We start from the raw sequence: 23,922 nt of genomic DNA, 5'->3' as shown, positions 1-23,922 counted from the left end.
TGATGGAGAATTGTTACAGGCCGTGATACGCACTGTGACAGAGAAAAACTTAAGGAATCAAGCTAAAAACACGGCTTCTGACATTTTTTCGCCACAAAAAATTCCCGGTTGGGTCTCCGCTATTGAAACAGAACGTGATGAAGAACCTTCAGCTCAGATATTCCGGCGGAATTCAGCCCTGTTCCGGCATGGATCTGGCGCTGGTTGAAGCGCGCTCCGCCGCCAGCCGTGGCGAGGTTCCTGTCGGTGCTGTCGTTCTGTCAGCGACCGGCGTTTCCCTGTCCGCCGCCGGAAATGAGGTCGAGGCGCGAGGCGATCCATCAGCACATGCCGAAATGCTGGCCATGCGGAAGGCGGCTCAGGTGACTGGCTCCATGCGTCTGGAGGGCTGCACGCTTGTCGTCACACTGGAGCCCTGTCCGATGTGTGCGGCGGCGGCGGTGCATTTCCGTGTGAAACGAATCATCTTTGGCGCGTACGACCCGAAAGGTGGAGGAATCGATCATGGACCGCGTGTCATCGATCATCCGGCCTGCCTGCGTCACCCGGAGATTGTCGGAGGCGTGAGGGAGAGGGAGAACAGCCTGCTCCTGAAAGGTTTTTTCAGGCAGTTGCGCGATTAAGCTCAGGGCAATCCTTCACGCTCGATAGTCTGGAATGACCAAATATTAATACTTGGCCGTAACGGAATGTCAGGCCCGGCGAGACCGGGTTTCCGGGCTTCCGTCCGGCTTTTTAGAGTAGGTGTGTCCGCCGGAAGTAACGGACGTTTCATCTCTCCGTATGGCTGGCGTTCGGTGGGGTGAGGCAGTTTCCCTTTTGTATCAAGGAGACGGATTGCTCTTGCAAGCATCTCCGACCATCATCGGCCGGGGGTCGCAAGACGACCCGGTTCAAGGGATTTATCGGAAAAGACATGCCAGTAAAGAATTCGTCGATCCGCCAGACCCGCAAGCGTTTCATGACGACGGCTGCCGTCATGGCGGGTCTCGGCACCATCGCGCTTGCATCGCCTCTCGTGCCTGCTCTGATTCCATCGGCTCTGGCCGATGCGCCCGGCCCCATCCAGCCGACCAGTCCGAACCGGACCATTCCTGATTTCGTGACGCTGGTGAAACAGGTGAAGCCTGCTGTTGTGTCCATCACCGCCATGATCCATCCGGATGCAGGCGAGGGCGAAGAACAGGGCATGCAGCAGTCGCCCTTTCCGTTTCCTTTTCCTTTTCAGATGATGCCGCAGCAGCAGCGTCAGGCAGTGGAAGCACGTGGATCAGGCTTCATTCTTTCTGCTGACGGGTTTGTCGTGACCAATAATCACGTCGTCAAAGGGGCGACGAAGGTCACGGCGACACTGGATGACGGGACGACCCTTCAGGCCCGGGTCATTGGCCGGGATCCGAAAACCGACATCGCGCTGCTCAAGCTGAACAGCACCAGAAAGCTGCCGTTCATTGAACTCGGCGAGTCTGATGATGTGCAGCCGGGCGAATGGGTCATCGCCGTGGGCAACCCCTACGGACTCGGCGGCACGGTCACGGCGGGCATCGTTTCCGCGCTGGGCCGCGATATCGGCGATGGTCCTTACGACAACTTCTTTCAGGTCGATGCGCCGATCAATCGCGGCAATTCGGGCGGACCGCTCATCACGCAGGATGGCAAGGTCGTCGGTGTGAACACCGCCATCTTCTCTCCGTCCGGTGGATCAATCGGCATTGGCTTTGCCATCCCGTCCGATACGGTGAAAACCGTGGTGTCGCAGCTCCAGAAGACGGGACATGTGACACGCGGCTATCTGGGCGTTGAGGCGCAGGTCATTTCCCAGTCCATGGCCAGCGCGTTGAACCTAAAGCCTGCTACGCCGGGCGCTCCGCCTGCTGGCGCGCTGGTCGCCAACATCACGCCTGACAGCCCTGCGGCCAAGGCGGGCGTCAAGGCAGGCGATGTGATCGTCAAGCTGAATGGCAAGACGGTTGAGACACCGCACGCGCTGGCGGTGAAAGTCGCCTCGATCACGCCGGGAACGGACGCTACGATCACGGTGCTGCGTAACGGTGTGTCGAAGGATATGACTGTTCACATCGTGAATCAGTCTACAGCGAGCACGCCTTCGTCCGCTGGTGCCGGAGCGCATGGCGAGAAGATCGGCGTCAGCCTGCAACCGCTGACCGGTGACATCCGTCAGCAGCTTGGGCTGGATCATTCCGTGCATGGCGTGGTTGTGTCGGATGTGCAGCCCGGTTCTCCGGCGGATCAGGCCGGTCTACGTCCCGGCGACCTGATTCAGGCTGTCGGTGAGCAGGCAGTGGAAACACCTTCCGCGACCGTTTCTGCTGTCTCGGCGGCTTTGAAGGCGCGTCATGCCGTCATGCTGCGGGTTCTGCGCGATGGTCAGTCGCTGTTTGTCGCAGTGTCTCTGGATGGAAACTCTGACAACAACGCACCGTCTTCCGACGACGACGGTCAATAAACGGGAGCAAGCCTTCCCTCCCGTTTGAGGAGGGATGGCTGGTTTCAGAGTGGCGGGCGCACGGATTTTTCTGTGCGCCCGTTTTTGTAACAGCAGGTATTGTGCTTCTTTGTGAGGTGCGGACCAAAATCCTGAAAATCTGTTCTCCTCTGTGTGCTTACAAAACCGTTCTGAATCTTCGCTTCGGTTTACCGTAGAACAGAAACGGACGCCGCATCATGAGGCAGCGTCATGCCATATATCTCGCCATAGCGTGTGGCGAAGGCCTCGCGTTCCAGCCGTTCGCAGTAATCGAGATAGCGGAGCAGCGCGCGTTCCGCCCGTGCCGTCCGGCCGTAAATACCCTTGTAGTGTCGCCAGAGGATCATCACGTTGACCGACCATGCGTCATAGGCATGTTCCGTCACGCGCCTGCGGATACTGGCGGGTAACGCATCGAACGCCACCCAGTCATCCCCATCATAACGACGCCACATCTCGTGGCGGAGGGTCCGTTCGTTGCTGATGGTGTTTTCAGGCACCTTCCAGTGTCTCCTGCTGCCCCCAGACCGGGAAAGGGTCAGGCAGATGCGCGAAGAGCAACGGATCGAAACGGTCTTCTTTCAGGTCAGGCACAAGGCAGGCGTTCAGGGCGGCGCTGATGGCGGCCTCGTCCATCTCCGCTGTGCCGATAAAGACGATTTCCTGTCGTCGATCTCCGTAAACTGGGTCCCATTTCGAAAAAATCAGGTCTCGCCATTCATCACTGTCAGGCCAGTGTTCTTTTGGGATGGTGGTCCACCAGCGTCCAAGCGCCTGCGTGCGGACCAGCGCGCCCGCCTGTCCCAGTTCTCCGACCCACTCGGACCGTGTTGCCAGCCAGAAATGACCTTTGGCCCGGATGACGCCCGGCCATATGCTGTCGATGAAGGACTTGAACCGCTCCGGCGCCAGCGGGCGGCGAGCCCGCCAGACAAAACTGCGGATTCCGTATTCCTCGGTTTCCGGTACATGGTTCTGAAATTCGAACAGTTCCTTGTACCAGAGTGGATGCTTGTGGGCCTTGTCGTAATCGAACCGGTGAGTGTCCAGAATCTGCGCGCAGGGGACGACGCCGTGATCCGCCTCGACGATATCGGCGTCGGCGTTGAGCGCCTGAATGATCTTCCATGCTGCATCCCGCTGCTCCGGCGTGGCGCTTGAAACCTTGTTCAGGACCACGACATCGGCGAACTCGATCTGTTCGACCAGCAGATCGACGAGTGCGCGTTCGTCACCTTCACCTGCGGTTTCGCCCCGGTCATGCAGGAAGTCCGTTGAGCTGTAATCTTTCAGCAGGTTCACGGCATCCACGACTGTCACCATTGTATCCAGCCGGGCAATGTCGGAGAGACTTTCTCCGGCTTCGTCACGAAATTCGAAGGTGGCCGCGACGGGGAGAGGCTCCGCAATGCCGGTCGATTCAATCAGCAGGTAATCGAAACGGCCTTCCTCTGCGAGCCGCCGGACTGCCTGAAGTAGATCGTCACGCAGCGTGCAGCAGATGCAGCCGTTGCTCATCTCGACCAGCGTCTCGTTCGTGCGGGAAAGGTCGCTGCCACCCCGCACCAGATCGGCATCGATGTTCACGTCGCTCATGTCGTTGACGATCACCGCGACCTTCCGGCCTTCGCGGTTGTTCAGCACATGGTTGAGAAGCGTCGTTTTGCCCGCTCCAAGAAAGCCGGAAAGAACGGTTACAGGAAGTCTTTCGCTCATGACGGCCTCATCCCTTCGGTTGCGATCTAATGACTATTATATGTTATGTTATAACATAACAATACGTGACCAATGATTGCATGACGGAAGAGTGGCGACAGACGCTCGTTGTCTGAAAGACCTCTCTGAACCCGAAGCTGACTGTCCGGGTTCAAAGTCAGATGGGTCTTCCTGATCAGTGGCTATGCGTCAATTTCCAGGGAAAAGCTTTCGGGCTTGCGAGACCGATCCCGATGCCGAGCACGACGATGGAGAGTGATACCGAGGTCAGCACGCCGAAGCCGGAGAAGGACAGAATCTGGCCACCTGCTGCTGATCCCAGCAGAATGCCCACATTGCTGGCGCTATTGATGGCGGCTCCGGCAACGTCTGCCTGCGTTGCGTTGGCGCGAATGGCGCCCGACATCACGAAAGGTACGATGGCTGAAAAGCCGATGCACCAGATGGTGATGGCGACGATGCACTCCCATCCGGTCAGGATATGGCCGGCCATCAGCCCCATGCCAAGCAGCATCAGAATGCCCGCGCAAAGCAGCCCTATAGCGGGACAGTGATCCACCATCAGGCTCGCCATCCATAGCCCGACAATGCTCAGGCTGCCGGTGATGAGGAGAACGATGCTGAGATCATTTTCCGTAACGCCGTGCTGAAGGAGGAGCGGTGTTACGTAGGTGTAGAGCAGGTTGTGGGCAAGGAAGAAGACCACGTCCACGAGCACCACGAGGCCGAAGCTCCGGATCGCCTCGCGGGAGCGGATGGTCGGCACGCCGCCGGGTGCGGAAGAGGAGGGAGCGGGCACAGGCGGCAGTTTGAGCGTGATGAAGATCAGAAGCAGGACAGCCAGTCCCGTCATGATGAACATGGCGATGCGCCAGTTCGCGAAATGTCCGATCGCGGCTGATCCCGGCACGCCGAGGATCGCACCCAGAGAGGTGCCGCCATAGACGAAGGAGATGGCGCGTCCGGTCATGGCTGGCGGAACAAGCCGCGCTGCGTAGGCTGCGACGACGGACATCAGCACCGCGTGGGCAAGCCCTCCGATCATGCGCCCAAGGCAAAGGACAAGAAAGCTGGGCGCCAGCGCGACGACGAGATTGGACACGATGTATCCGGCGAGAGACACCAGCACCAGCATCTTGCGGTCCATTTTGCCCGTGACGATGGTCAGCGGCACGGCGCCGAAAGCCACCATGAGAGCGAAGGCGCTGACCGCCAGCCCAGCCTGACCTTCCTGAATATGGAAAGCCTGTGCCATATCCACCAGCAGGCCGACGGGTGCGACTTCACTGGTCAGGGCGGTAAACGTGCATGCGAAGAGCGCGCACAGACCGACTATTGTCGAACCGGAAAGCGATTTGAAGAGCATGGTGTCCCTGAAGCAAACAACGGCATGTCCTGCCCGCGCAGGACCGTTTCCAGCCATAACTCAGAAACAGGAACAATGTTTATATTTTATGATGAGATCCGGACTGCATCAGCAAAGCTACTCTGAGCGGGCTTTTACCGATGTGATCCGGTTGTCATATCGGCCGGAGAAAGCTGCCGCAGCGTGTTCTTCATGATTGTTGATGCGGAAGGATCTGCCGATCTGTCGGGAAAGACGAATGTCAGGACTCCCCAGATACTCACGAGGAAGATCGCTGCGACGACAAACGGTGTAAAGGTCGGGGCCTTGCGGACTGGACGCTTTTCCGGAGCCTGCCCGGAGGAAGATGGGAAAAGCGTATCGTCCTCAGCCATGCAGCACCTTCTGGAATTCATCCCATTCGCGCCGTGACAGGCCGGAATTTTCCTGTGTCACCGTTTCACCCGCCAGCATCTTGCGCAGCAGGGCGACCATGGTGGCGGAGAACGTCACCGCACCGACGCGATATTCGCTGAACGCGGAAGCTGCGATCGGCACCCATGCTTCCAGCATGGACAGCATGACTTCGGCGTAGGCGCGGATTTCATACTGCGCATGCGGGTCGATACGCAGGGAGAGGAAGTGCATCAGGTTGTGCAGGTCCACCTTCCAGTACCACTGGGTGTAGGTGTTCAGCGTCAGGTTCATCCGCGCGAGTTCACGCGCCAGACCGGGGCCATTATCTGTGTCGAGCAGGTTTTCATAAGTGTCGTAGCAGCGGATTGCGTCATCACGCAGCAGGTTCATCACCTTCGCGGCGGTCTCGGCATCCAGCACATCACCGCGTCCCTGCCGGTTGCTGGCGCTCTGGGCGGCCATATGCTCGGGTGAGGGGAGATAGAACTCCCTGTCCATAATCGAATAACGCGCCGAATACTCGTTCACGTTGGCCGTGCGATGGCGAATCCACTGCCGGGCGATGAAGATCGGAAGCTTGATGTGGAATTTGATCTCGCACATCTCGAACGGCGTCGAATGACGATGGCGCATCAGATAGCGGATCAGGCCGGTGTCTTCCGAGACCTTGCGGGTGCCGCGGCCGTAAGACACGCGGGCGGCCTGCACGATGGCGGCATCGTCGCCCATATAGTCGATCACACGCACGAAACCGTGGTCCAGAACCGGGTGGGCCTTGAAGAGAATATCTTCCAGCGCGGGCACGGTCGGGCGCTTGGTCGTGGCTGTCGTCTGGCCATGCTCTTCGATTTCGGTACGCTGGGCGTCGGTCAGGGGCATGGTCATCCGGCCTTGTGTCTGGGGTCTGAAACGGGTGGCTGCGAGGCCCGCAGCCGTTGAGGAACGGCCCTAGCACACGGCGGGGATTATAGGGAGAGAGGGCAGGGAAATGGTTTCTTTCGATCAGGGACCGGAATTACCCTCTTTTGCTGGCATCGGTGTTTGATGTGGTAGGGCGATCTCCTGAATTTTGAAAATCTCCAAAGGGTAAAGCGCTGCCGACCAAGGGTTTGCTGGGTCATAAAGAACCGTCGTGTTGGTCTGAAGTTTTTGCAGGATACGGGTACCCTGATCGGTCTGGCCAAATAATGAAAATGTGCGTTGGATCGTTCGGGTACACCCATCCTGCCGGGAATAGCGGCACCAGATTTTCAGATAAGGTAAGCCTCTGCGTCGTAAAAGACAGGATTCGCTGATCGTACCAGCTGTTGGCACGCCCCGCATGAGAAGTCGTCTCTCTTTCCAAAGAAGCCACCAGTAGGGACCTGCGGAGCGGAGAATAGTAAAGCCGGCAAGGATTGTGACGAAAAAAGCCATAAAAGTCAGTTGTTGCCCTGATGCGGCAAGGGAAGAGGACTGAATGTTCTGTTCAGGGTTCTTCAGACGGTAGCGAATGCTGATAATTTTGCCGATTTCTTCCTGGCAGCCATTGATAAGCTGCGTCCTGCCTTCTCCGTGAAACGTTGCTCCGTTCAGCGTGGTGAAGGAATAATTTAATACACAGATCCAATGACTGCGTTTCCTGTTGTTCGCGTCGTGTTCCTCGACGGGAAGCGCCTGTTCAATAATGGCGTTCGTAACTTGCTCCTGTGTTTTCCAGTGATGGAGCGAGAGATATACGGCGAGAAATGCGATTCCGATTACAGGGAAGATTGTCAGAATCAGAGCGATACCAGCCAGACGCATAGTCGGATCTTTGGGGTATCGTCCGATGATAGTGCGCGGGACTGGACAGTCGAGCTCAGGAGGGATGATCCAGACGGATGGCATCTCGGCCGCAGGTTCTCCGTTGTTCAATTCCGACATTGATCGATCATCGGCGGAATGAGTTTATATTTTTTGAAGAGATTTACCGTGCGGGGGCGTTCTTCATCCGAAGAATGGAAAGACCTTGCGGAAGGAGAGACATGCCCCTATCTTCGCCGGTGCAGGAGGGTTCGACCCTTGGCTATGGCGATAAACGGAATTTGAAATAAGCGTTGTGGACCCGGGGGCGGTACCCGGCGTCTCCACCATGAAAACTCCCGACTGGTTTTGGGCCAGTCCGGGATTGTGGGGACGAAACAGGCTCGACACGCGTGGTAAAGACTTTCCTTTTGCCCGGCATTGTACCGCCGTCATCGGGCTAACTTACAAGTGCCAACGATAACTCAGAGGTGCTCGCTGTCGCTGCATAAGCGATAAGCGCGGTTCGGGAGGGCACCGGGCAACAGAAGCCCTCCCACCTCACAGATCATGTCTGTCTGAAGGCTTCACCTCTCCGTTACAACGGAGGGTTCGCCGCGTCTTGCCTTCCGGCAATCTTTGCCGCATCCATGCCCTGAGATAGTATGTCGCGTGCAGACGCGTCAGGTGGTCCCGGAATGACAGAGCGGGCAGAAGACAGGGGATTTTTCCATGACAGACATTCTCGACGGTGGTGGACCGGGCGGCGATCTGCCGGAGAGCATGTTGCCTTATGACGTCTGGATGGAAGACGCCTACCGCGAAGTCATGCTGCGTGCGCTCGAACATGTGAGCCGGGAAGGGCTTGCGGGCGGCCATCATTTCTATCTGTCTTTCCGGACCGACTGGCCGGGCGTGGATATTCCATCGCGTCTGCGCGCCCAGTATCCGCATGAGATGACGATCGTGTTGCAGCATCAGTTCTGGGATCTGAAGGTGGACCGTGAACAGCGCTGTGTCTCGGTCGGACTGTCCTTCGGAGGAGTCGGCTCGATACTCACGATTCCGGTGACGGCCATAACCGGTTTCGCGGACCCGCATATCCAGCTCTCAATGCGTTTTAACCCTGTGGAAAAAGAATCGCGTGAAGCCGAAGTGGCGGATGCGGAGACTGTCCCTGAGGTCGCGCCGGAAGATCTGGCCCAGAAAGGGGACGCCGCTGTCGTGAGTCTCGATGCCTTTCGTAAAAAGGGCCCGAAGCCGAGCTGATGCCGCAAGACCCAGCCGGACGCCCGATCGGAGACTGAGACGATGACTGCTGACACCACCGCGCCGAACGCTCAGGCGCAGAAGGCCGCGTCCAAGACGCCCGCGATCAAGGATTTTGCCTACGCGCCGCTGTTTCAGCTGGGCAAGGATGAAACCCCCTACCGCAAACTCGATATCGGCGGGGTCAGCACATCGAAGGTCGGTGACAGGACCATCCTGCATGTCGAACCGGAAGCTCTGTCCGCGCTGGCGGCGGAGGCGTTCAACGATATCGCCCACCTGCTGCGACCTTCTCATCTTCAGTCGCTCGCCAACATCCTCAAGGATACGGAAGCGTCCGACAATGACCGGTTCGTAGCACTCGATCTGCTGAAGAACGCCTGCATCGCGGCCGGTGGCGCCCTGCCGATGTGTCAGGATACCGGCACGGCCATCGTCGTCGGCAAGAAAGGTCAGCGTGTCTGGGTTGAAGGCAACGATGACGAGGCTTTCGCACGCGGCGTCTACAAGACTTACACGACCACGGCCCTGCGCTACTCGCAGATGGCGCCGCTGACGATCTTCGAGGAGAAGAACACCGGCACCAACCTGCCTGTGCAGGTCGATGTCGCCGCCAATCCGGGGGATTATCACCCCGAGGACTATGATCTCCTGTTCGTCGCCAAAGGTGGCGGCTCCGCCAACAAGACGTTCCTGTTTCAGGAAACCCGGGCGCTGATCTTCAACAAGGAGACGTTGCTGAAGTGGCTGGAGACCAAGCTCCGTACGCTGGGCACGTCGGCCTGCCCGCCGTATCACCTTGCCATCGTGCTGGGTGGTATGTCCGCCGAACAGACGCTCAAGACCGTCAAGATGGCCTCCACGCACTATTACGACTCGCTTCCTGAAACGGGCAACGAGAACGGACAGGCGTTCCGTGACAGGGAGATGGAAGCCGAAGTCCTGAAACTGACGCAGAAGCTCGGTATCGGCGCGCAGTTCGGTGGCAAGTATTTCTGCCACGACGTGCGCGTGGTGCGTCTGCCGCGTCATGGCGCGTCCTTCCCGGTCGGTATCGGCGTCTCCTGCTCGGCGGATCGTCAGGCCAAGGCGAAGATCACGGCGGAAGGCGTGTTCCTTGAGCAGCTTGAGCACGATCCTGCCCGTTTCCTGCCCGAAACGACCGACGAACATCTGGGTGGAGAGGCCGTTCAGATCGACCTCAACCGTCCAATGGATGAGATACGCAAGGAACTGTCGAAATATCCCGTCAAGACACGTCTCTCCCTGACCGGCACGGTGGTTGTGGCGCGTGATATCGCCCACGCCAAATTCAAGGAGCGTCTGGAGAAAGGCGAGGGGCTGCCGCAGTATCTCAAGGATCACCCCGTCTATTACGCCGGTCCGGCCAAGACGCCGGCGGGAATGCCGACAGGCTCCTTCGGTCCGACGACGGCTGGTCGTATGGACTCCTATGTCGCTGATCTTCAGAAAGCTGGCGGTTCCTATGTGATGCTGGCCAAAGGTAACCGCTCCAAGGCCGTGAAGGATGCCTGCCAGACCTATGGCGGCTTCTATCTCGGTTCGGTCGGTGGTCCGGCGGCGCGTCTGGCCAAGGACTGCATCCGCAAGGTCGAGGTGCTGGAGTATCCGGAGCTTGGCATGGAAGCGGTCTGGAAGATCGAAGTCGAGAACTTCCCGGCCTTCATCGTCATTGATGACAAGGGTGATGATTTCTACGCTGGTCTGACCTGATCTGCCGATAATCCGCTCTGTACCGGGGGAGGGCTTGCTTTCCTCCGGCAACGCCGTTCAATAGGCATTATGAAAGTGATGCCATGTCCTCGGCGTCGCAGGGCGGATACGCTTCAGAGTAAGGCATTGTCTCATGCGCTTCACCGTTGATCGACTGGACCACGTTGTTCTCACCGTCCGTGATATCGAGGTCTCGGCATCCTGGTATCAGCGTGTTCTCGGCATGGAACGTGAGGAATACGGCCGTCACAACCGAACGGCGCTGAAGTTCGGCGGCCAGAAGATCAATCTGCGTCCGGAAGGCATGGAGGGGTGGGAAACCGCGCAGTTCGCTTCCTGCGGCACCAATGACCTCTGCTTTATAACAGCGGTCGCCAGTGAGGATGTGATCGAGCATCTCAGCGGCTGTGGTGTGAAGGTTGTCGAGGGGCCTGTCGCCCGTCTCGGAGCGCTTGGTCCTGTGACGTCGGTCTACTGTCATGACCCGGATCAGAACCTGATCGAAATTGCTTCCTATCAGGGATAGGTCGCGCCGTTTGTATTTCTGTTTTTTGTAGGGTTCTAGTTGGACTTTACATCCAGAAGCTCTGAAATACTTATTTGCAGCGCCTTGCAAATGTCCAGAAGTTCTTCGGCATCTGGTCTCGCCTGACAGTTTTCGAAAACTGTCAGGCGATCTTGATCTATACCTGAAAGCGCAGAAAGCTGCTCAAGCGTCAGGCTACGCTCCTGACGTATTTTTTCCATGGTAGTGCCGATAATTACTGTTAACTCGTTCTGCATCCATTTTTTTCCACTGTATTCTCTAATCTGTTGAAAAAACTCAAACGATAAGTAAATCTCATATTTTCCGATATGGATACATAAAAATATCGTCTTTATAAATCTATGTTCCGGAAAGCATTTTTACTTTGTCTTTAAAATAAAACCAAAAAATTAACGGTATTTTAACGATTTTAATGCCGAATCGTGCGAAATGTTATATAGTTTTTCGAGGCGAAAGAGCTGTTAACGACACAGCTGATGCTTAGTTGTCTCAACCGAATTTTGAAGGCTGCTATCTTGAATTATTTTACAAGATGCCTGATTGTTTTCGCGGATGAAGCCTATAAAAAAGGCGATCATAGAATTGCAATAGCATGTATTAATGCAATTTATCAGTCTTACGATGGAAATACAGATATCGCTCTTCGTATGATAAATTATTTATCTGATGATTCTATTGTTTCTGAATTGCAGGATACTGCGTGATTTTTACCGTAACCCCAGAAATATTTTTCTATTTCTGGAGTCAGTAAACCATTAACGGTAAAAAAACTGCGTAACAATTACACGGGCTGCACAAGAATGTGATGCTTCTTCCCTGACGAAAGCTTGATCGAACCGTCTTCAGCGTCTGCCAGTGAGACGATCTGGCCCTCGTCCTTGACCTGCACATCGTTCACGCGTGCGCCACCACCGCGGATCAGACGGCGTGCCTCGCCATTGCTGGTGGCAAGGCCGGCTTCCGTGAAGATACGGAACGCAGGCATCCCTGCTTCAAGCTCAGCGCGCGGTAGAGTGCGTGTGGGCAAGGCTGTGGCCGTAGTTCCCGCTTCAAACACTTTGCGGGCCGTTTCCTCGGCCTCTTCTGCGGCGGTTCGCCCGTGACACAGAGCCGTTGCTTCGGTAGCCAGAATTTTCTTGGCCTCGTTGATGCTGGCGCCCTCAAGAGCGCCGAGACGATCGCATTCTTCAACCGGCAGGTCCGTGAACAGCTTGAGAAAACGCCCGACATCGGCGTCCTCAGTATTGCGCCAGAACTGCCAGTATTCGAACACCGGCAGCTTTGCAGCGGAAAGCCAGACAGCCCCTTTGGCGCTCTTGCCCATCTTGGCGCCGGAAGCCGTGGTCAGCAGTGGAGCGGTCAGGCCGAACACCTGCTTGCTGTCCGTACGCCGGACAAGGTCGATACCCGAGACAATATTGCCCCACTGATCCGAGCCGCCCATCTGGAGCGTCACGCCGTAACGGCGGTTCAGTTCACGGAAATCGAAGGACTGAAGGATGGAGTAATTGAATTCGAGGAAGGTCAGCCCCTGTTCCCGCTCAAGACGCGAACGGACGGAGTCAAAGGACAGCATCCTGTTGACCGAGAAATGCACACCCACTTCACGCAGAAGCTCGATGTAGGACAGCTTGTCCAGCCAGTCGGCGTTATTGGCCAGAACCGCATCGGATGGACCTGTGCCGAATGTCATCATCTGGCGCAGACCGCCTTCGATCCCGGCGATGTTTTTTGCGATGGTCTCGTCCGACATCAACGAACGGGCTTCCTCACGGAAAGATGGATCGCCGATCTTCGCTGTGCCGCCGCCCAGAAGGGCGACGGGACGATGCCCGTGTTTCTGAAGCAGCCGTAGCATCATGATCTGAGTGGCATGACCGACATGCAGGCTGTCTGCGGTCGGGTCAAAGCCGATATAGCCCGTGACAGGTCCGGCGAGCATGGCTGCATCAAGCGCTTCCGCATCCGTACACTGGAAGAGAAAGCCGCGAGCCTGAGCTTCGCGCATGAAAGGGCTACGGAAATCTGTGGGAGAGGTCTGCTCTGTCATCACCGGTCCTGTTCGTCTCGCGGCGTTGCTTTACCACGAGGGACCGGCGGACGGAACCGCAGGACAGTCTTGCGGGCAACTGTCCTGCGAAAGTTCTGTCAGTCTGCGGCGAGAGCCAGACTGCGACGCGCCATGACCGTGCCGACATGGTCTTCAAGCGCATCGACCACCTGATCGGCCTGCTTGGCGAAGATGTGGTCGGCTTCCGGGAAGATGCGGTAATCGACCTGTACGTTCTTCTGCGTGTTCAGCTTGTCCACCAGCTTGTGGATGGCGGGCTCGGGAGCCAGATCATCCTTGCCACCGGCAATCATCAGGCCGCCGCAGGGGCAGGGGGCGAGGAAGCCGAAATCGTAATGCGCGGCGGGAGGAGCGACGCTGATCCAGCCGGTGACTTCCGGGCGACGCATCAGCAACTGCATGCCGACGAACGCGCCGAAGGAATAGCCCGCGATCCACAGCGCACCGGCGTTCGGATTGACGGCCTGCATCCAGTCGAGGGCTGCTGCGGCATCGGAGATTTCGCCGATACCGCCGTCATAACGTCCCTGCGAACGGCCAACGCCACGCGAATTGTAGCGCATGACGGAAAAGCCCATTTTTTCAAATGAACGATACATCGCGTAGGTGATGCGGTTGTTCATGGTCCCGCCGTGCAGCGGGTGAGGGTGGAGCACAAGGGCGAGCGGCGCATTCGGCTCGCTCGAGTGATGGTAACGTCCTTCAAGGCGGCCATCAGGGCCGGCGAACATAACCTCAGGCATTATGTTTCCGCAATTTTCTGGTTTCCGTCCCTGGGCATGACTGGAAACCTGTTTAGAGGACTCTGTCCGGAAAGAAGCGATGCCTCGCATTCCCTCCCGGGTTCGAAAGCAGAAACCTCTGAAATCAGAGGCACATACCGGCCTTCCGAAGACATTCACCTGTTCCGGAAAGCCGTCATAATGTTTTCACTTGCGTGACATGATGGGACGCTTAATCTACCACTATTCGGGTCAAAATGTGCGTATAACCTGCTTCAGTCGGGTAAACCGTGCCTTGCACCAGCCGCAATCCTTGTTCCCTCGTGGCGTTCAACGGCCACTCTGGTCTCTCTGGCCGGACAGCCAGCCAACCAGTGTTGACTTGGCAGCAGGACCATCCATTATGGTCTCCGGACTGCGGCATTGCTGCAACAGGCTCCGGACTTGGTGGACGCGATCAATGTTTCCCACGAATCGTGTTCCTTGGGCCACATATAGCGGTTTGAGAACGCAGTTTGCCACATAAATCGTACATTTGTGATCAAAGTCATTGAAAATGGCCGAAAAACCAGTCCGGTTTCCGTGATCTACCTTGATGCCAACGCGACAGAACCGTTGCGTCCGCAGGCCCGGGACGCGGTCATGGACGCCATGGTCCTTGTCGGCAATCCTTCGTCACCTCACGGCGCAGGACGTCAGGCCCGCACTCTTCTGGATCATGCCCGACGCAGCATTTCATCTCTCCTCGATGTGCATCCGGACAACTGTATTTTCACGTCAGGAGGCACCGAAGCCAACACGCTGGCGGTGAGAGGTCTTGGTAAAGGACGTCGTCGGCTTGTCGGCGCGACGGAACATGACGCCGTGCGCAAGGCGTCGGATGATATGGACCGGGTGGAGGTGCTGCCGGTTCTGCCTGATGGCCGGATTGATCTTGCCATTCTTGAAGAAAGGCTTGCAGACCGTTCTCAGGAAACGCTCGTCTGCGTCATGCTGGCGAATAATGAGACCGGCGTCATCAACCCTATCAGTGAAGTCAGCCGCCTCTGTCGTGCCGCGCAGGCGATGTTGCATGTCGATGCGGTTCAGGCTGTCGGGCGTATGCCGGTCAGCGTTCCTGAACTGGGTGCGGACAGCGTTGCGCTTTCAGCTCACAAATTCGGTGGGCTCAAGGGGGCTGGTGCTCTGGTGCTGGCCGGAAATGGGCCGGTTGTCGTCCCGCCCATGCAGGCCGGAGGCGGACAGGAGCGGGGACGGAGAGGGGGAACGCAGGCTCTTCCGGCCATTGCCTCCATGATGGCCGCTCTGGAGGCCGCTCTGGCGCATCCCGTCGATCTGAGCACTCTGCGTGACAGGCTTGAGAGCGCGGTTTTGCAGCAGGGGGCTCGGGCCTGTGGCGCGGACGCTCCCAGACTGTCGAACACATCCTGCCTTGTGCTGCCGGGAGTTCGCAGTGAGGCGCAACTGATTGCGCTGGATCTCGCCGGATTCTGCGTCTCGGCAGGCTCGGCCTGCTCCTCCGGCAAAGTCGGGGGTTCGCATGTGCTGCATGCGATGGGGCTGGATGATCTGGCGGGTAACGCGCTGCGTGTTTCGTTGCCGTGGAACGTGGAGGCCCGGCATGTGGATGAGTTCATCCTCGCTTACGGACAGATGGCGGAGCGGCGGAAAGCTGTTTGAAGGCTGGGACAATTCCCCTCAGTCAGCGCGAAAGATCGCTCCATCCAATCCGGTCAGTCCGAGAGTCGGCCAGTCCGGCCTGAAAGCCGGGGCTGCATAATGCCGCCAGTTCGGCTTCATGCTCATAGGTGGGCATGAGTCTCTGAAGCAGCGCGTTCTTGTGCGTGGCGGGATGAAAATAGATTTCCGAGACGCCGTCGGGCAGATGGGCTGCCAGAGCCGCGACCCGGTCCGCTGTCATGTGACCGCTCCACTCGATGCCGAAGCACCAGTCGTTCGTCGCCATGCCCGCGGAGCGGGCCTGCCAGCGAAGCAGCTTCGTCCAGTGGCGCAGAGCCGCTGCGCCGAAACTATCGACATAGGTGCCAGCGGCCATCAACGGTTCTGACGGCTCAAGCGGCACTCTGACGGCGCGGAGGCCATGCCGCTTGCCGCTCTGGATCATCAGCTTTCCGACAGTCGGATGCAGATGCATGTGCTTGTGGGCGTTGGCGTGGTCGAGTGTCAGGCCCGTTCGGGCGAAGGCCGCGAACTGGGCTTCAATCTCGGCCGCAAGCTGACGCCGTACATCAGGGCGGAAGAAATAGTTGATGCCGAGCTTCAACTGGTCGGACGGAAACTGTCCATCAGGCGAAACCAGCAACGGAATTTCGGAAGGGGGAAGGACGCATGGCCCTTCGATCACCACCAGATGCAGCCCGACTTTCAGGGTTGGGAGGCGTCTGGCGCGTTCGATGGCGTCCTCGACCGCAGGACCGGCCATCATCAGGCTGGCCGTGGAGAGAACGCCATCGCGGTGCGCGATCTCGATCGCTTCGTTGACTTCGACGGACAGGCCGAAGTCATCGGAGGAAATGATCGCGCGCCGCATGGTCGTCTGATCAGGCGGCGTTACGGTCACGCAGGAAGTGGAAGAACTCCACGCCCTCACGCAGACGACGCTTCATCATCTGCGGGCTACGTACCATCTCGCTGACAATGGAGGCGATCTTCGGAGCGCGGAAGTAGAACTTCTTGTAGAACTCCTCCACGCCGTTGAAGATTTCCGTGTGCGACAGGTGAGGATAGTGCAGCGGAGCCATCTGCACGCCGTTTTCGTCGATCAGCTCAGCATGGGACTCATCGAACCAGCCGTTCTCGATCGCTTCCTTGTGCAGCGCCGTGCCCGGATACGGAGCGGCGAGAGACACCTGCAACGTGTGCGGATTGATGTCCTTGGCGAACTTGATGGTTTCCTGAATGGTCTCCTTCGTCTCGCCCGGCAGGCCGAGAATGAAGGTGCCGTGGATCTTGATTCCCAGCTCGTGGCAGTTCTTGGTGAACTCACGCGCCACTTCGACGCGCATGCCCTTCTTGATGTTGTGCAGGATCTGCTGGTTGCCGCTCTCGTAGCCGACGAGGAGCAGGCGCAGGCCGTTGTCCTTCAGGATTTCAAGTGTCTTGCGGGGGACATTGGCCTTGGCGTTGCAGGACCATGTGACGCCCAGCTTGCCGAGTTCACGCGCAATGGCTTCGGCGCGCGGCAGATCGTCGGTGAAGGTGTCGTCGTCGAAAAAGAACTCTTTCACCTGCGGGAAATACTGCTTCGCCAGACGGATCTCTGCGGCCACATGCTGCGGGCTGCGCGTGCGGTAGTGATGACCACCGACCGTCTGCGGCCACAGGCAGAAGGTGCAGCGGGACTTGCAGCCGCGACCCGTATAGATCGAGATATACGGGTGCATCAGATAGCCGATGAAGTAGTCTTCGATCTTGAGGTCGCGCTTGTAGACCTCCGTCACGAACGGCAGGCTGTCCATGTTCTCGATCATGGCGCGATCACGGTTGTTGACGATCTCGCCTTCGCTGTTGCGATAGCTGATGCCGTCAACATCCTTGAACTCGCGACCTTCGGCGATTTCCTTGATCGTGAAATCGAACTCGTTGCGGGCGACGAAATCCACGACCGGAGCCTTGAGCAGACTTTCTTCCGGCTGGACCGCAACCTTGGCGCCGACGAACCCGATCTTGATGTTCGGGTTCACGTCCTTGATCATCTGCGCGACTTCCACATCCTTCGAGAAGGAGGGGGTCGAGGTGTGGATGATGACCAGATCGCGGTTTTTCACATCCTCAAGAATCGGCTCCATGCCGATGCCAGCCGGAGGCGCGTCGATCAGACGGCTTCCTTCGACAAGGGCCGCAGGCTGGGCCAGCCATGTCGGATACCAGAAAGATTTGATCTCGCGCTTGGCCTGATAGCGCGAACCGGCGCCTCCATCGAAACCGTCGAAAGTGGGAGGCTGCAGAAACAGGGTCTTTAACATGCGCGAAATCCTTGATCTGGGCATTCGCCGAAACAAAAAGTTGCAGACGGGTATCGCCAGCGGGGGCGCATGGCAAGTGTCCTCTGCAGAAAGATGCGTAGTCTGGCGCCAGACGCGGCTGGCGGCTCGATCCTCTGATCCATGTCGATGAGAGTTTCAGGAACTGTCGTTTGGAGAAAGTGGGGTGCCGACAGGCGGAACGGAAGGGGTCACCGCAGGATGGGGCGTGACATGCATGGTGTGCCCCCGCCAGTCGACCCGTGACCCGGTCATGCTGCCGACCATGACTGCGGCGGAAAGCCAGTCGCGCAAGGGCAGCAGAAGCAGCGGGACGAGGGATTTCTGCCCGACGGTCCTGTCCATCGCAAACGCGCAGAGCGCGCGAAAGGCCCATCCCCACAGAAAAAATGTCAGGAAACCGGGCGCGTGGGGTTGCAGGAGCGCGGCGAACGATAACCAGAACAGGGGAAGCTGGATGGCGGAGGCCAGATAGCCCGCCGGAGCAAGGGCGCGGACCGTCCGTCCCCAGCGCAGTTCGTGGATGAGCAGGTCCGTGAACGTTGTTTCCGCGATCGTCGTCCATGTCATGGTTTCGGCGATGGCGATGTTTTGCCCATTGGTCCGGACAAGGCGTCCGAGAATGGCGTCATCGGCGACATGAGACACCAGAGCCTGAAAGCCGCCGACCTGCTCAAGCGTGTCGCGGGAGAGGGCCATGGTCGCGCCGAGGCAGTCCTGCCGGCCAAGATAGCGTGACAGGAGCACGCCGGGCAGGAAGTTGTGGTTGATCTGGCAGGCTGCGAACAGGCGCGGGATGTTCCGGCTGGCGGGCAGGCCTGCATAAACTGTGGTCACCAGCCCCGTGTTTGGCCCCGCGTCCGGCGGCACAAGCTCTTTGACAACCTGTTGCAGGTAATCCGGGCTGACATGGATGTCGGAATCGGAAATGACCAGCAGATCGTGCCGGGCTTTCGGCAGCATGTTGATGAGATTGCCAACCTTGCGGTTATCACCGTGCTGCGTGCCGTTGATGACCAGGCACATGTCAATATGCGGATGACGCTTCTGAAGATGCTCAACGATGTCGATGGCCGGATCGTTGGCGCGCTGAACCCCGAAAACAATCTGGAATGACGGATAGTCCTGCGTGCAGAAACTTTCGAGAGCTTCCGCCAGCAGTGGTTCATCGCCATGCAGGGGCTTCAGGATGGTGACTGGCGGCTGCTGGCCACGGGCAGGCATCGCTTTCTTCTCATCCGAACGAAAGCGAATCACCAGCGCCGTGCCGAGCGCGGCCTGAATGGTTCCCGCGACACCGATTGTGTCGCAGAGAATGGCGAGATCGTGCAGCAGGGTCATCAGGGCTGCCGGATAGCGGTCATCTGCATCGTGTCAAATGCAACGGCAGAAAGACCGGTCACAGGCAGGCTCCGAAACATGGGGAATCAGTCCTCCGCGAAGGTCTTCACTTTTTTGTTCAGAACGGCGATGAGGCCGTTCACATCACTGGACGCCAGTGTCGGACCAAAGTCGGAGCGCTGGACAACCACCTGGCTGATATGCCCTTCCAGCAATACATCGACAATCTTCCAGCTGCCATTTTCCTGACGCATGACATAGTCGATTTCCGTTCCCTGAGGGTTTTCATCGGAACCGATATGTGTCGTCACCTTCTGCTCGGAAGCGACGGCAAACGGACTGATCTCCGGAGAAAGGATGAACTTCGCTCCTGAACCCGGCTTGAAGCTCGAAAGGTAGCGGGCAACCGTGTATTCGCGGAACGCGGCCATGAGCTTCTGTTTGTCATCGGCGGAAAGCTGTGCGTAGCGTGACGCGCCGATGGAAGAGCGGAGAACGCTTTCCAGATCGTACGACTGATCCACGACGGGCGCGAGCTTGCTTGTCCGTGCGGCGAAACTACCGGAATTCGGTTGCTGGATTGCGTCCAGCGCCTGATTGAGAGCCTGAACCGGCGCGGTGACGGCAGCGGCGTCCTGCGCGTGCGCACCGAAAGACTGGAAGGAAAGAGAAACGCCAAGGACAAGGGCTGACAGGGCCGGGAACCGTAGTCTGGTCATTTGCTTTTATACTCCTGAGGCCATTCTCACAGATGAAGACTGTTGCTCAACGATCCCCAACGCCTTGAGTGCTGTCTGGACGATATGGGGAGCGTTGAGGCGTGCCGTGTTGTATTGCTCGAACTGGCTGTCATGGTCGATGAACGTATCGGGGAGCGTCATGGTGCGCAGGCGGACGTGATCGAGCAGGCCGGTCTGTGAGAGATGCTGGGCGACCAGCGATCCGAACCCGCCGACAGAGCCTTCCTCGATGGTGATCAGAACGGCATGGTCGCGGGCGAGTTGCTCGACAAGCTGCGTGTCCAGCGGCTTGGCGAAGCGGGCGTCGGCCACAGTCGGCGGCAGGCCGTGCGCGGCGAGCTGGTCGGCGGCCTTCAGCGCCTCTTCCAGACGCGGACCGAGCGACAGGATGGCGATGCCGCCCTTCTCGCGCCCGGACTGCTGGCCCATCTCACGAACGATGCGACCCTTGCCGATCTGGATGATCTCGCCCTTCGCGGGCAGCTCGAGACCATAGGTGTTGCCACGCGGATACCGCAGCGCGATCGGACCTTCGTCGAACTCGCAGGCCGTGGCCGTCATGTTCAGAAGCTCGATCTCGTCGGACGGCGCCATGATGGTCATGCCCGGCAGGCAGCCCAGATAGGCGATGTCGAACGAGCCTGCATGCGTCGCGCCATCAGCGCCGACCAGACCGGCGCGGTCGATGGCGAAGCGCACCGGCAGCTTCTGCAGCACCACGTCATGCATGACCTGATCGTAGGCGCGTTGCAGGAAGGTGGAGTAGATCGCGCAGAACGGACGCAGCCCTTCCGTCGCCATGCCGGCGGCGAAGGTGACGGCGTGCTGCTCGGCGATGCCGACATCGAAGAACCGGTCGGGGAACTTCGCCGCGAACTTGTCGAGCCCCGTGCCGGACGGCATCGCGGCGGTGATGGCCGTGATGCGGCTGTCCGTGGCGGCGCGATCGACCAGCTCACGGGCGAAGATGTTGGTCCAGGACGGCGGTCCCGGAGGGGCCTTCTTCTGCTCGCCGGTGACGACGTTGAACTTCGCCACGGCGTGATACTTGTCGCCCGCCGCCTCGGCCGGCTTGTAGCCATGGCCCTTCTCGGTGATGACATGCAGCAGGATCGGACCCTGATCCGTGTCGCGCAGATTGCGCAGGATCGGCACGAGCTGGGTCAGGTCGTGCCCGTCGACCGGGCCGACATAATAGAAGCCGAGTTCCTCGAACAGCGTGCCGCCGGTGATCATGCCGCGGGCATATTCCTCGGCCTTCTTGGCGGTGCGTTCCAGACGGTCCGGCAGTTTCTTCACGAACTTCCCGGCGAGGTCGCGCAGGCCCATGAACTGGCGCGAGGACATCAGGCGGGAGAGGTAGTTCGACATCGAGCCGACCGGCGGCGCGATGGACATCTCGTTGTCGTTGAGGATGACGATCAGCCGTTCCGCGCCCTCACCGGCGACGGCGGCGTTGTTCATCGCCTCATAGGCCATGCCGGCGGAGATCGAACCGTCGCCGATCACGGCGATGACATTGCGCTCGCGGTAGGACGGGTCGTCTTCGGCGCGCAGATGGTGCGCCACGGCCATGCCGAGACCGGCGGAGATGGAGGTGGAGGAGTGGGCCGCGCCGAACGGGTCGTATTCGCTCTCCGAGCGGCGGGTGAAGCCCGACAGGCCGCCCGGCTGGCGCAGGGTGCGGATGCGGTCGCGGCGTCCGGTGATGATCTTGTGCGGGTAGGCCTGATGGCCCACGTCCCAGATCAGCCGGTCGTCGGGGGTGTCGAACACGGCATGGATGGCGACCGTCAGTTCCACCACGCCCAGCGATGCGCCGAGGTGACCGCCTGTTGTGGACACCGTCTCGACCGTCTCCGACCGAAGCTCGTCCGCGACCTGCTTGAGCTGGTCGATCGACAGGTTCCGCAGGTCAACAGGCTGCGAAACACGGTCCAGCAGCGGAAAACGACCACGCGTGGGGATGGGCTTGCTGTCACCTGACGAAGGCTGGGAGGGAGGTGTGTTCTGGGTCATGATCTAGTCACATCCATCGTCTGTGTATCGCCGACAGGCTCGTCTGTGTGAGTCGTTGAAACGCCTGTGTTTCAAGGTGTTCGCATGGCCGCTGACAGGGTGATGTCCGGCGACATGACAGGTGTTCGGGCTCATGAGACCCATGTGGTTGCAGACAAACAAAACGTCGGATCGATAAAAAAAGTCTGGCCTGCTTGGTCGTGTTTCAGTGTGCGTTGCAAGGGTCGTTTTCCGAATGGCCTGTTGGTGTGGTCTTATTGCAACAGATCGTCAATCTGCACTTGAGCGCGGGAAGGCGGTTATTATATAGGCATCAATCCGAATGCGTGGTGCCGTAGATGCACACACGCGCCATGACTTGTCTGCAGGCCTGAGCCACGAGACGGTTTCTATTCTTCTTTCCGGACATGGCCATATTATGTCCGCAACTTGATTGGATGTCGGTGCAGGCGCCGACCTGAGGAGCAGAGCGTAATGGCGGTACCTTTGATGCAGGCTGTCCGGGTCGGCGCGTATGTTGTGAAGCAGCATATTACCCGCAGGCAGCGTTATCCCCTCGTGCTGATGCTGGAGCCGTTGTTCCGCTGCAACCTCGCCTGCGCGGGCTGTGGCAAGATCGACTATCCGGCGGCTATCCTGAACCAGCGTCTGAGCCTTCAGGAATGTCTTGACGCGGATGCCGAGGCCGGTGCGCCGGTTATCGCTATCGCTGGCGGCGAGCCTCTCCTTCACAAGGAGATGCCGGAAATCGTCCGGGCGCTGATCGACCGCAAGAAATATGTCTATCTCTGCACGAATGCCCTTCTTCTTGAGAAGAAGATGGACGATTTCGAGCCGAACCCGTTCTTCTCATGGGACGTTCATCTTGACGGCGACAAGGACATGCATGACGCGTCCGTCTGTCAGGAAGGCGTGTACGAGCGTGCTGTCGCGGCGATCAAGAAAGCCAAGGCGCGTGGTTTCCGTGTCTCCATCAACTGCACCCTGTTCGACGGTGCGGACCCCAAGCGGGTGGCGTCCTTCTTCGATGAAGTGATGGCCATGGGCGTGGACGGCATCATGACCGCGCCGGGCTATGCCTATGAGCGTGCGCCGGATCAGGAGCACTTCCTGAACCGTCAGAAGACGAAGCAGTTGTTCCGTGAGATTTTCCGTCTCGGCAAGGGGCACAAGTGGCGCTTCACGCAGTCGCCGCTGTTCCTGAACTTCCTTGCTGGCAACGAGACCTATCACTGCACACCGTGGGGCAAGCCGCTCCGCAACGTGTTCGGCTGGCAGCGTCCGTGCTATCTGCTGGGTGAAGGCTATGCCAAGTCGTTCAACGAACTGATGAACGACACCAAGTGGGATGACTACGGCACGGGCAACTATGAAAAGTGCGCCGACTGCATGGTCCATTCCGGCTATGAATCCACGGCTGTCATGGATGCGGTGAAGCGTCCGTGGCATATCGCCAAGGTTGCGCTGTTCGGACCTGAAACCGAGAAGCCGATGGCGCCGGAAATCTCGCTGGCGAACCAGCGCCCTGCTCAGTACAACTATTCCGAGCAGGTCGAGGAAAAGCTGGAAGAAATCGTTGCCCGCAAGAAGCCGGCCAAGCCGCCACGTGTTACGACCGTGGTCAGCGCTTCGGCCGCGGAGAAGGCTGTCCCTGCTGACGCCGCGGATTGAACTGCGCGTTAGATAATCGGCACAGACTGCATTATATGGGGGCGGAACCGATGGGTTCTGCCCCTTTTTTCTTT

General features: G+C 58.6%; 22 protein-coding genes and 1 other RNA gene. 9 read left to right on the top strand and 14 right to left on the bottom strand.

Going from position 1 to position 23,922, the window contains the following annotated elements:
* The first annotated feature begins 137 nt into the window (after nucleotides 1-137).
* The gene (locus tag LKE90_RS06575) at nucleotides 138-623 is read left to right on the top strand and encodes a nucleoside deaminase (RefSeq protein WP_407066110.1); all 486 of its coding nucleotides are present in this window, start codon (nucleotides 138-140) and stop codon (nucleotides 621-623) included.
* A 293-nt stretch (nucleotides 624-916) separates the two neighbouring features.
* Complete coding sequence (locus LKE90_RS06570) at nucleotides 917-2,467, top strand: trypsin-like peptidase domain-containing protein (protein ID WP_407066109.1); 1,551 nt, start codon at nucleotides 917-919, stop codon at nucleotides 2,465-2,467.
* Nucleotides 2,468-2,655: 188 nt separating this feature from the next.
* Here the strand turns inward: LKE90_RS06570 and LKE90_RS06565 are convergent, their stop codons facing one another.
* The 6 genes from LKE90_RS06565 to LKE90_RS06540 form a co-directional block, all read right to left on the bottom strand.
* A complete protein-coding gene (locus LKE90_RS06565; RefSeq protein ID WP_291494488.1) occupies nucleotides 2,656-2,988 on the bottom strand; it encodes a DUF6525 family protein in 333 nt (110 codons plus the stop codon).
* On the bottom strand, nucleotides 2,981-4,204 hold the full coding sequence (locus LKE90_RS06560) for a GTP-binding protein (protein ID WP_291494490.1): 1,224 nt from the start codon (nucleotides 4,202-4,204) through the stop codon (nucleotides 2,981-2,983). Before LKE90_RS06560 ends, LKE90_RS06565 begins: the two co-directional genes overlap by 8 nt.
* A 175-nt stretch (nucleotides 4,205-4,379) precedes the next feature.
* Nucleotides 4,380-5,570 carry an MFS transporter gene (locus LKE90_RS06555; RefSeq protein ID WP_291494491.1) on the bottom strand — a complete coding sequence of 397 codons (1,191 nt, stop codon included), beginning with the start codon at nucleotides 5,568-5,570 and terminating at the stop codon, nucleotides 4,380-4,382.
* A gap of 134 nt (nucleotides 5,571-5,704) precedes the next feature.
* Nucleotides 5,705-5,944 (bottom strand): hypothetical protein, encoded by a 240-nt coding sequence (locus LKE90_RS06550; protein WP_291494493.1) that lies wholly within the window; start codon nucleotides 5,942-5,944, stop codon nucleotides 5,705-5,707.
* Nucleotides 5,937-6,845, bottom strand: coding sequence for an FAD-dependent thymidylate synthase (gene thyX / locus LKE90_RS06545; protein WP_291494496.1), 909 nt, complete (start codon nucleotides 6,843-6,845; stop codon nucleotides 5,937-5,939). Before thyX ends, LKE90_RS06550 begins: the two co-directional genes overlap by 8 nt.
* 123 nt (nucleotides 6,846-6,968) lie before the next feature.
* Entirely contained in the window at nucleotides 6,969-7,751 is a 783-nt protein-coding gene (locus LKE90_RS06540; protein WP_291494497.1) for a hypothetical protein, read from the bottom strand.
* Between the two features lie 201 nt (nucleotides 7,752-7,952).
* Between LKE90_RS06540 and ssrA the strand changes: the two genes are divergently transcribed.
* From ssrA to LKE90_RS06520, 4 genes are all read left to right on the top strand, one after another.
* Nucleotides 7,953-8,289, top strand: a transfer-messenger RNA (tmRNA) gene (ssrA, locus tag LKE90_RS06535).
* 173 nt (nucleotides 8,290-8,462) lie between these two features.
* The gene (locus LKE90_RS06530; protein WP_291494499.1) at nucleotides 8,463-8,999 is read left to right on the top strand and encodes an SspB family protein; all 537 of its coding nucleotides are present in this window, start codon (nucleotides 8,463-8,465) and stop codon (nucleotides 8,997-8,999) included.
* A gap of 42 nt (nucleotides 9,000-9,041) precedes the next feature.
* The gene (locus LKE90_RS06525; protein WP_291494501.1) at nucleotides 9,042-10,733 is read left to right on the top strand and encodes a fumarate hydratase; all 1,692 of its coding nucleotides are present in this window, start codon (nucleotides 9,042-9,044) and stop codon (nucleotides 10,731-10,733) included.
* A 133-nt stretch (nucleotides 10,734-10,866) separates the two neighbouring features.
* Nucleotides 10,867-11,259: a VOC family protein gene (locus tag LKE90_RS06520; RefSeq protein ID WP_291494503.1), complete on the top strand. Its 393-nt coding sequence runs from the start codon at nucleotides 10,867-10,869 to the stop codon at nucleotides 11,257-11,259.
* A gap of 35 nt (nucleotides 11,260-11,294) precedes the next feature.
* Here LKE90_RS06520 and LKE90_RS06515 read toward each other — a convergent pair whose 3' ends face one another.
* Entirely contained in the window at nucleotides 11,295-11,516 is a 222-nt protein-coding gene (locus LKE90_RS06515) for a helix-turn-helix domain-containing protein (protein WP_291494505.1), read from the bottom strand.
* Nucleotides 11,517-11,795: 279 nt separating this feature from the next.
* On the opposite strand from LKE90_RS06515, the gene LKE90_RS06510 reads away from it, so the two are divergent.
* Nucleotides 11,796-11,984, top strand: a complete 189-nt coding sequence (locus tag LKE90_RS06510; RefSeq protein ID WP_291494507.1) for a hypothetical protein — start codon at nucleotides 11,796-11,798, stop codon at nucleotides 11,982-11,984.
* A gap of 77 nt (nucleotides 11,985-12,061) precedes the next feature.
* On the opposite strand, the gene tyrS is transcribed toward LKE90_RS06510, so the two are convergent.
* Entirely contained in the window at nucleotides 12,062-13,330 is a 1,269-nt protein-coding gene (gene tyrS / locus LKE90_RS06505) for a tyrosine--tRNA ligase (protein ID WP_291494509.1), read from the bottom strand.
* Between the two features lie 98 nt (nucleotides 13,331-13,428).
* Entirely contained in the window at nucleotides 13,429-14,094 is a 666-nt protein-coding gene (locus LKE90_RS06500; RefSeq protein ID WP_291494511.1) for an alpha/beta hydrolase, read from the bottom strand.
* A gap of 561 nt (nucleotides 14,095-14,655) precedes the next feature.
* Between LKE90_RS06500 and LKE90_RS06495 the strand changes: the two genes are divergently transcribed.
* Nucleotides 14,656-15,753, top strand: coding sequence for a cysteine desulfurase family protein (locus LKE90_RS06495; protein ID WP_291494513.1), 1,098 nt, complete (start codon nucleotides 14,656-14,658; stop codon nucleotides 15,751-15,753).
* 22 nt (nucleotides 15,754-15,775) lie between these two features.
* Here LKE90_RS06495 and hpnK read toward each other — a convergent pair whose 3' ends face one another.
* The 5 genes from hpnK to dxs form a co-directional block, all read right to left on the bottom strand.
* Complete coding sequence (hpnK, locus tag LKE90_RS06490; RefSeq protein WP_291494514.1) at nucleotides 15,776-16,624, bottom strand: hopanoid biosynthesis-associated protein HpnK; 849 nt, start codon at nucleotides 16,622-16,624, stop codon at nucleotides 15,776-15,778.
* Between the two features lie 10 nt (nucleotides 16,625-16,634).
* The gene (gene hpnJ / locus LKE90_RS06485; RefSeq protein ID WP_291494515.1) at nucleotides 16,635-18,059 is read right to left on the bottom strand and encodes a hopanoid biosynthesis associated radical SAM protein HpnJ; all 1,425 of its coding nucleotides are present in this window, start codon (nucleotides 18,057-18,059) and stop codon (nucleotides 16,635-16,637) included.
* A 156-nt stretch (nucleotides 18,060-18,215) separates the two neighbouring features.
* Nucleotides 18,216-19,418, bottom strand: a complete 1,203-nt coding sequence (gene hpnI, locus LKE90_RS06480) for a bacteriohopanetetrol glucosamine biosynthesis glycosyltransferase HpnI (RefSeq protein ID WP_291494516.1) — start codon at nucleotides 19,416-19,418, stop codon at nucleotides 18,216-18,218.
* Between the two features lie 86 nt (nucleotides 19,419-19,504).
* Nucleotides 19,505-20,137 (bottom strand): ABC transporter substrate-binding protein, encoded by a 633-nt coding sequence (locus LKE90_RS06475; protein ID WP_291494517.1) that lies wholly within the window; start codon nucleotides 20,135-20,137, stop codon nucleotides 19,505-19,507.
* 6 nt (nucleotides 20,138-20,143) lie between these two features.
* Nucleotides 20,144-22,177 carry a 1-deoxy-D-xylulose-5-phosphate synthase gene (dxs, locus tag LKE90_RS06470; RefSeq protein WP_291501395.1) on the bottom strand — a complete coding sequence of 678 codons (2,034 nt, stop codon included), beginning with the start codon at nucleotides 22,175-22,177 and terminating at the stop codon, nucleotides 20,144-20,146.
* A 474-nt stretch (nucleotides 22,178-22,651) separates the two neighbouring features.
* On the opposite strand from dxs, the gene hpnH reads away from it, so the two are divergent.
* Nucleotides 22,652-23,848 (top strand): adenosyl-hopene transferase HpnH, encoded by a 1,197-nt coding sequence (gene hpnH, locus LKE90_RS06465; RefSeq protein ID WP_291492590.1) that lies wholly within the window; start codon nucleotides 22,652-22,654, stop codon nucleotides 23,846-23,848.
* Nucleotides 23,849-23,922 lie beyond the last annotated feature (74 nt).

It is taken from the genome of Acetobacter sp. (genome assembly GCF_022483985.1).
Classification (GTDB): domain Bacteria; phylum Pseudomonadota; class Alphaproteobacteria; order Acetobacterales; family Acetobacteraceae; genus Acetobacter.
The sequence above is the reverse complement of the archived record's forward strand: the minus strand, read 5'-3'. Positions and strand labels throughout refer to the sequence as shown.

Coding starts and splice junctions, on each gene's coding strand:
- tyrS (WP_291494509.1), bottom strand. CDS start 13,330: ATGACAGAGCAGACCTCTCCCACAGATTTCCGTAGCCCTTTCATGCGC.
- LKE90_RS06475 (WP_291494517.1), bottom strand. CDS start 20,137: ATGACCAGACTACGGTTCCCGGCCCTGTCAGCCCTTGTCCTTGGCGTT.
- LKE90_RS06550 (WP_291494493.1), bottom strand. CDS start 5,944: ATGGCTGAGGACGATACGCTTTTCCCATCTTCCTCCGGGCAGGCTCCG.
- hpnH (WP_291492590.1), top strand. CDS start 22,652: ATGGCGGTACCTTTGATGCAGGCTGTCCGGGTCGGCGCGTATGTTGTG.
- LKE90_RS06515 (WP_291494505.1), bottom strand. CDS start 11,516: ATGCAGAACGAGTTAACAGTAATTATCGGCACTACCATGGAAAAAATA.
- hpnJ (WP_291494515.1), bottom strand. CDS start 18,059: ATGTTAAAGACCCTGTTTCTGCAGCCTCCCACTTTCGACGGTTTCGAT.
- LKE90_RS06520 (WP_291494503.1), top strand. CDS start 10,867: ATGCGCTTCACCGTTGATCGACTGGACCACGTTGTTCTCACCGTCCGT.
- LKE90_RS06560 (WP_291494490.1), bottom strand. CDS start 4,204: ATGAGCGAAAGACTTCCTGTAACCGTTCTTTCCGGCTTTCTTGGAGCG.
- hpnI (WP_291494516.1), bottom strand. CDS start 19,418: ATGACCCTGCTGCACGATCTCGCCATTCTCTGCGACACAATCGGTGTC.
- LKE90_RS06540 (WP_291494497.1), bottom strand. CDS start 7,751: ATGCGTCTGGCTGGTATCGCTCTGATTCTGACAATCTTCCCTGTAATC.
- LKE90_RS06575 (WP_407066110.1), top strand. CDS start 138: ATGAAGAACCTTCAGCTCAGATATTCCGGCGGAATTCAGCCCTGTTCC.
- thyX (WP_291494496.1), bottom strand. CDS start 6,845: ATGCCCCTGACCGACGCCCAGCGTACCGAAATCGAAGAGCATGGCCAG.
- LKE90_RS06525 (WP_291494501.1), top strand. CDS start 9,042: ATGACTGCTGACACCACCGCGCCGAACGCTCAGGCGCAGAAGGCCGCG.
- LKE90_RS06500 (WP_291494511.1), bottom strand. CDS start 14,094: ATGCCTGAGGTTATGTTCGCCGGCCCTGATGGCCGCCTTGAAGGACGT.
- LKE90_RS06530 (WP_291494499.1), top strand. CDS start 8,463: ATGACAGACATTCTCGACGGTGGTGGACCGGGCGGCGATCTGCCGGAG.
- hpnK (WP_291494514.1), bottom strand. CDS start 16,624: ATGCGGCGCGCGATCATTTCCTCCGATGACTTCGGCCTGTCCGTCGAA.
- LKE90_RS06555 (WP_291494491.1), bottom strand. CDS start 5,570: ATGCTCTTCAAATCGCTTTCCGGTTCGACAATAGTCGGTCTGTGCGCG.
- LKE90_RS06570 (WP_407066109.1), top strand. CDS start 917: ATGCCAGTAAAGAATTCGTCGATCCGCCAGACCCGCAAGCGTTTCATG.
- dxs (WP_291501395.1), bottom strand. CDS start 22,177: ATGACCCAGAACACACCTCCCTCCCAGCCTTCGTCAGGTGACAGCAAG.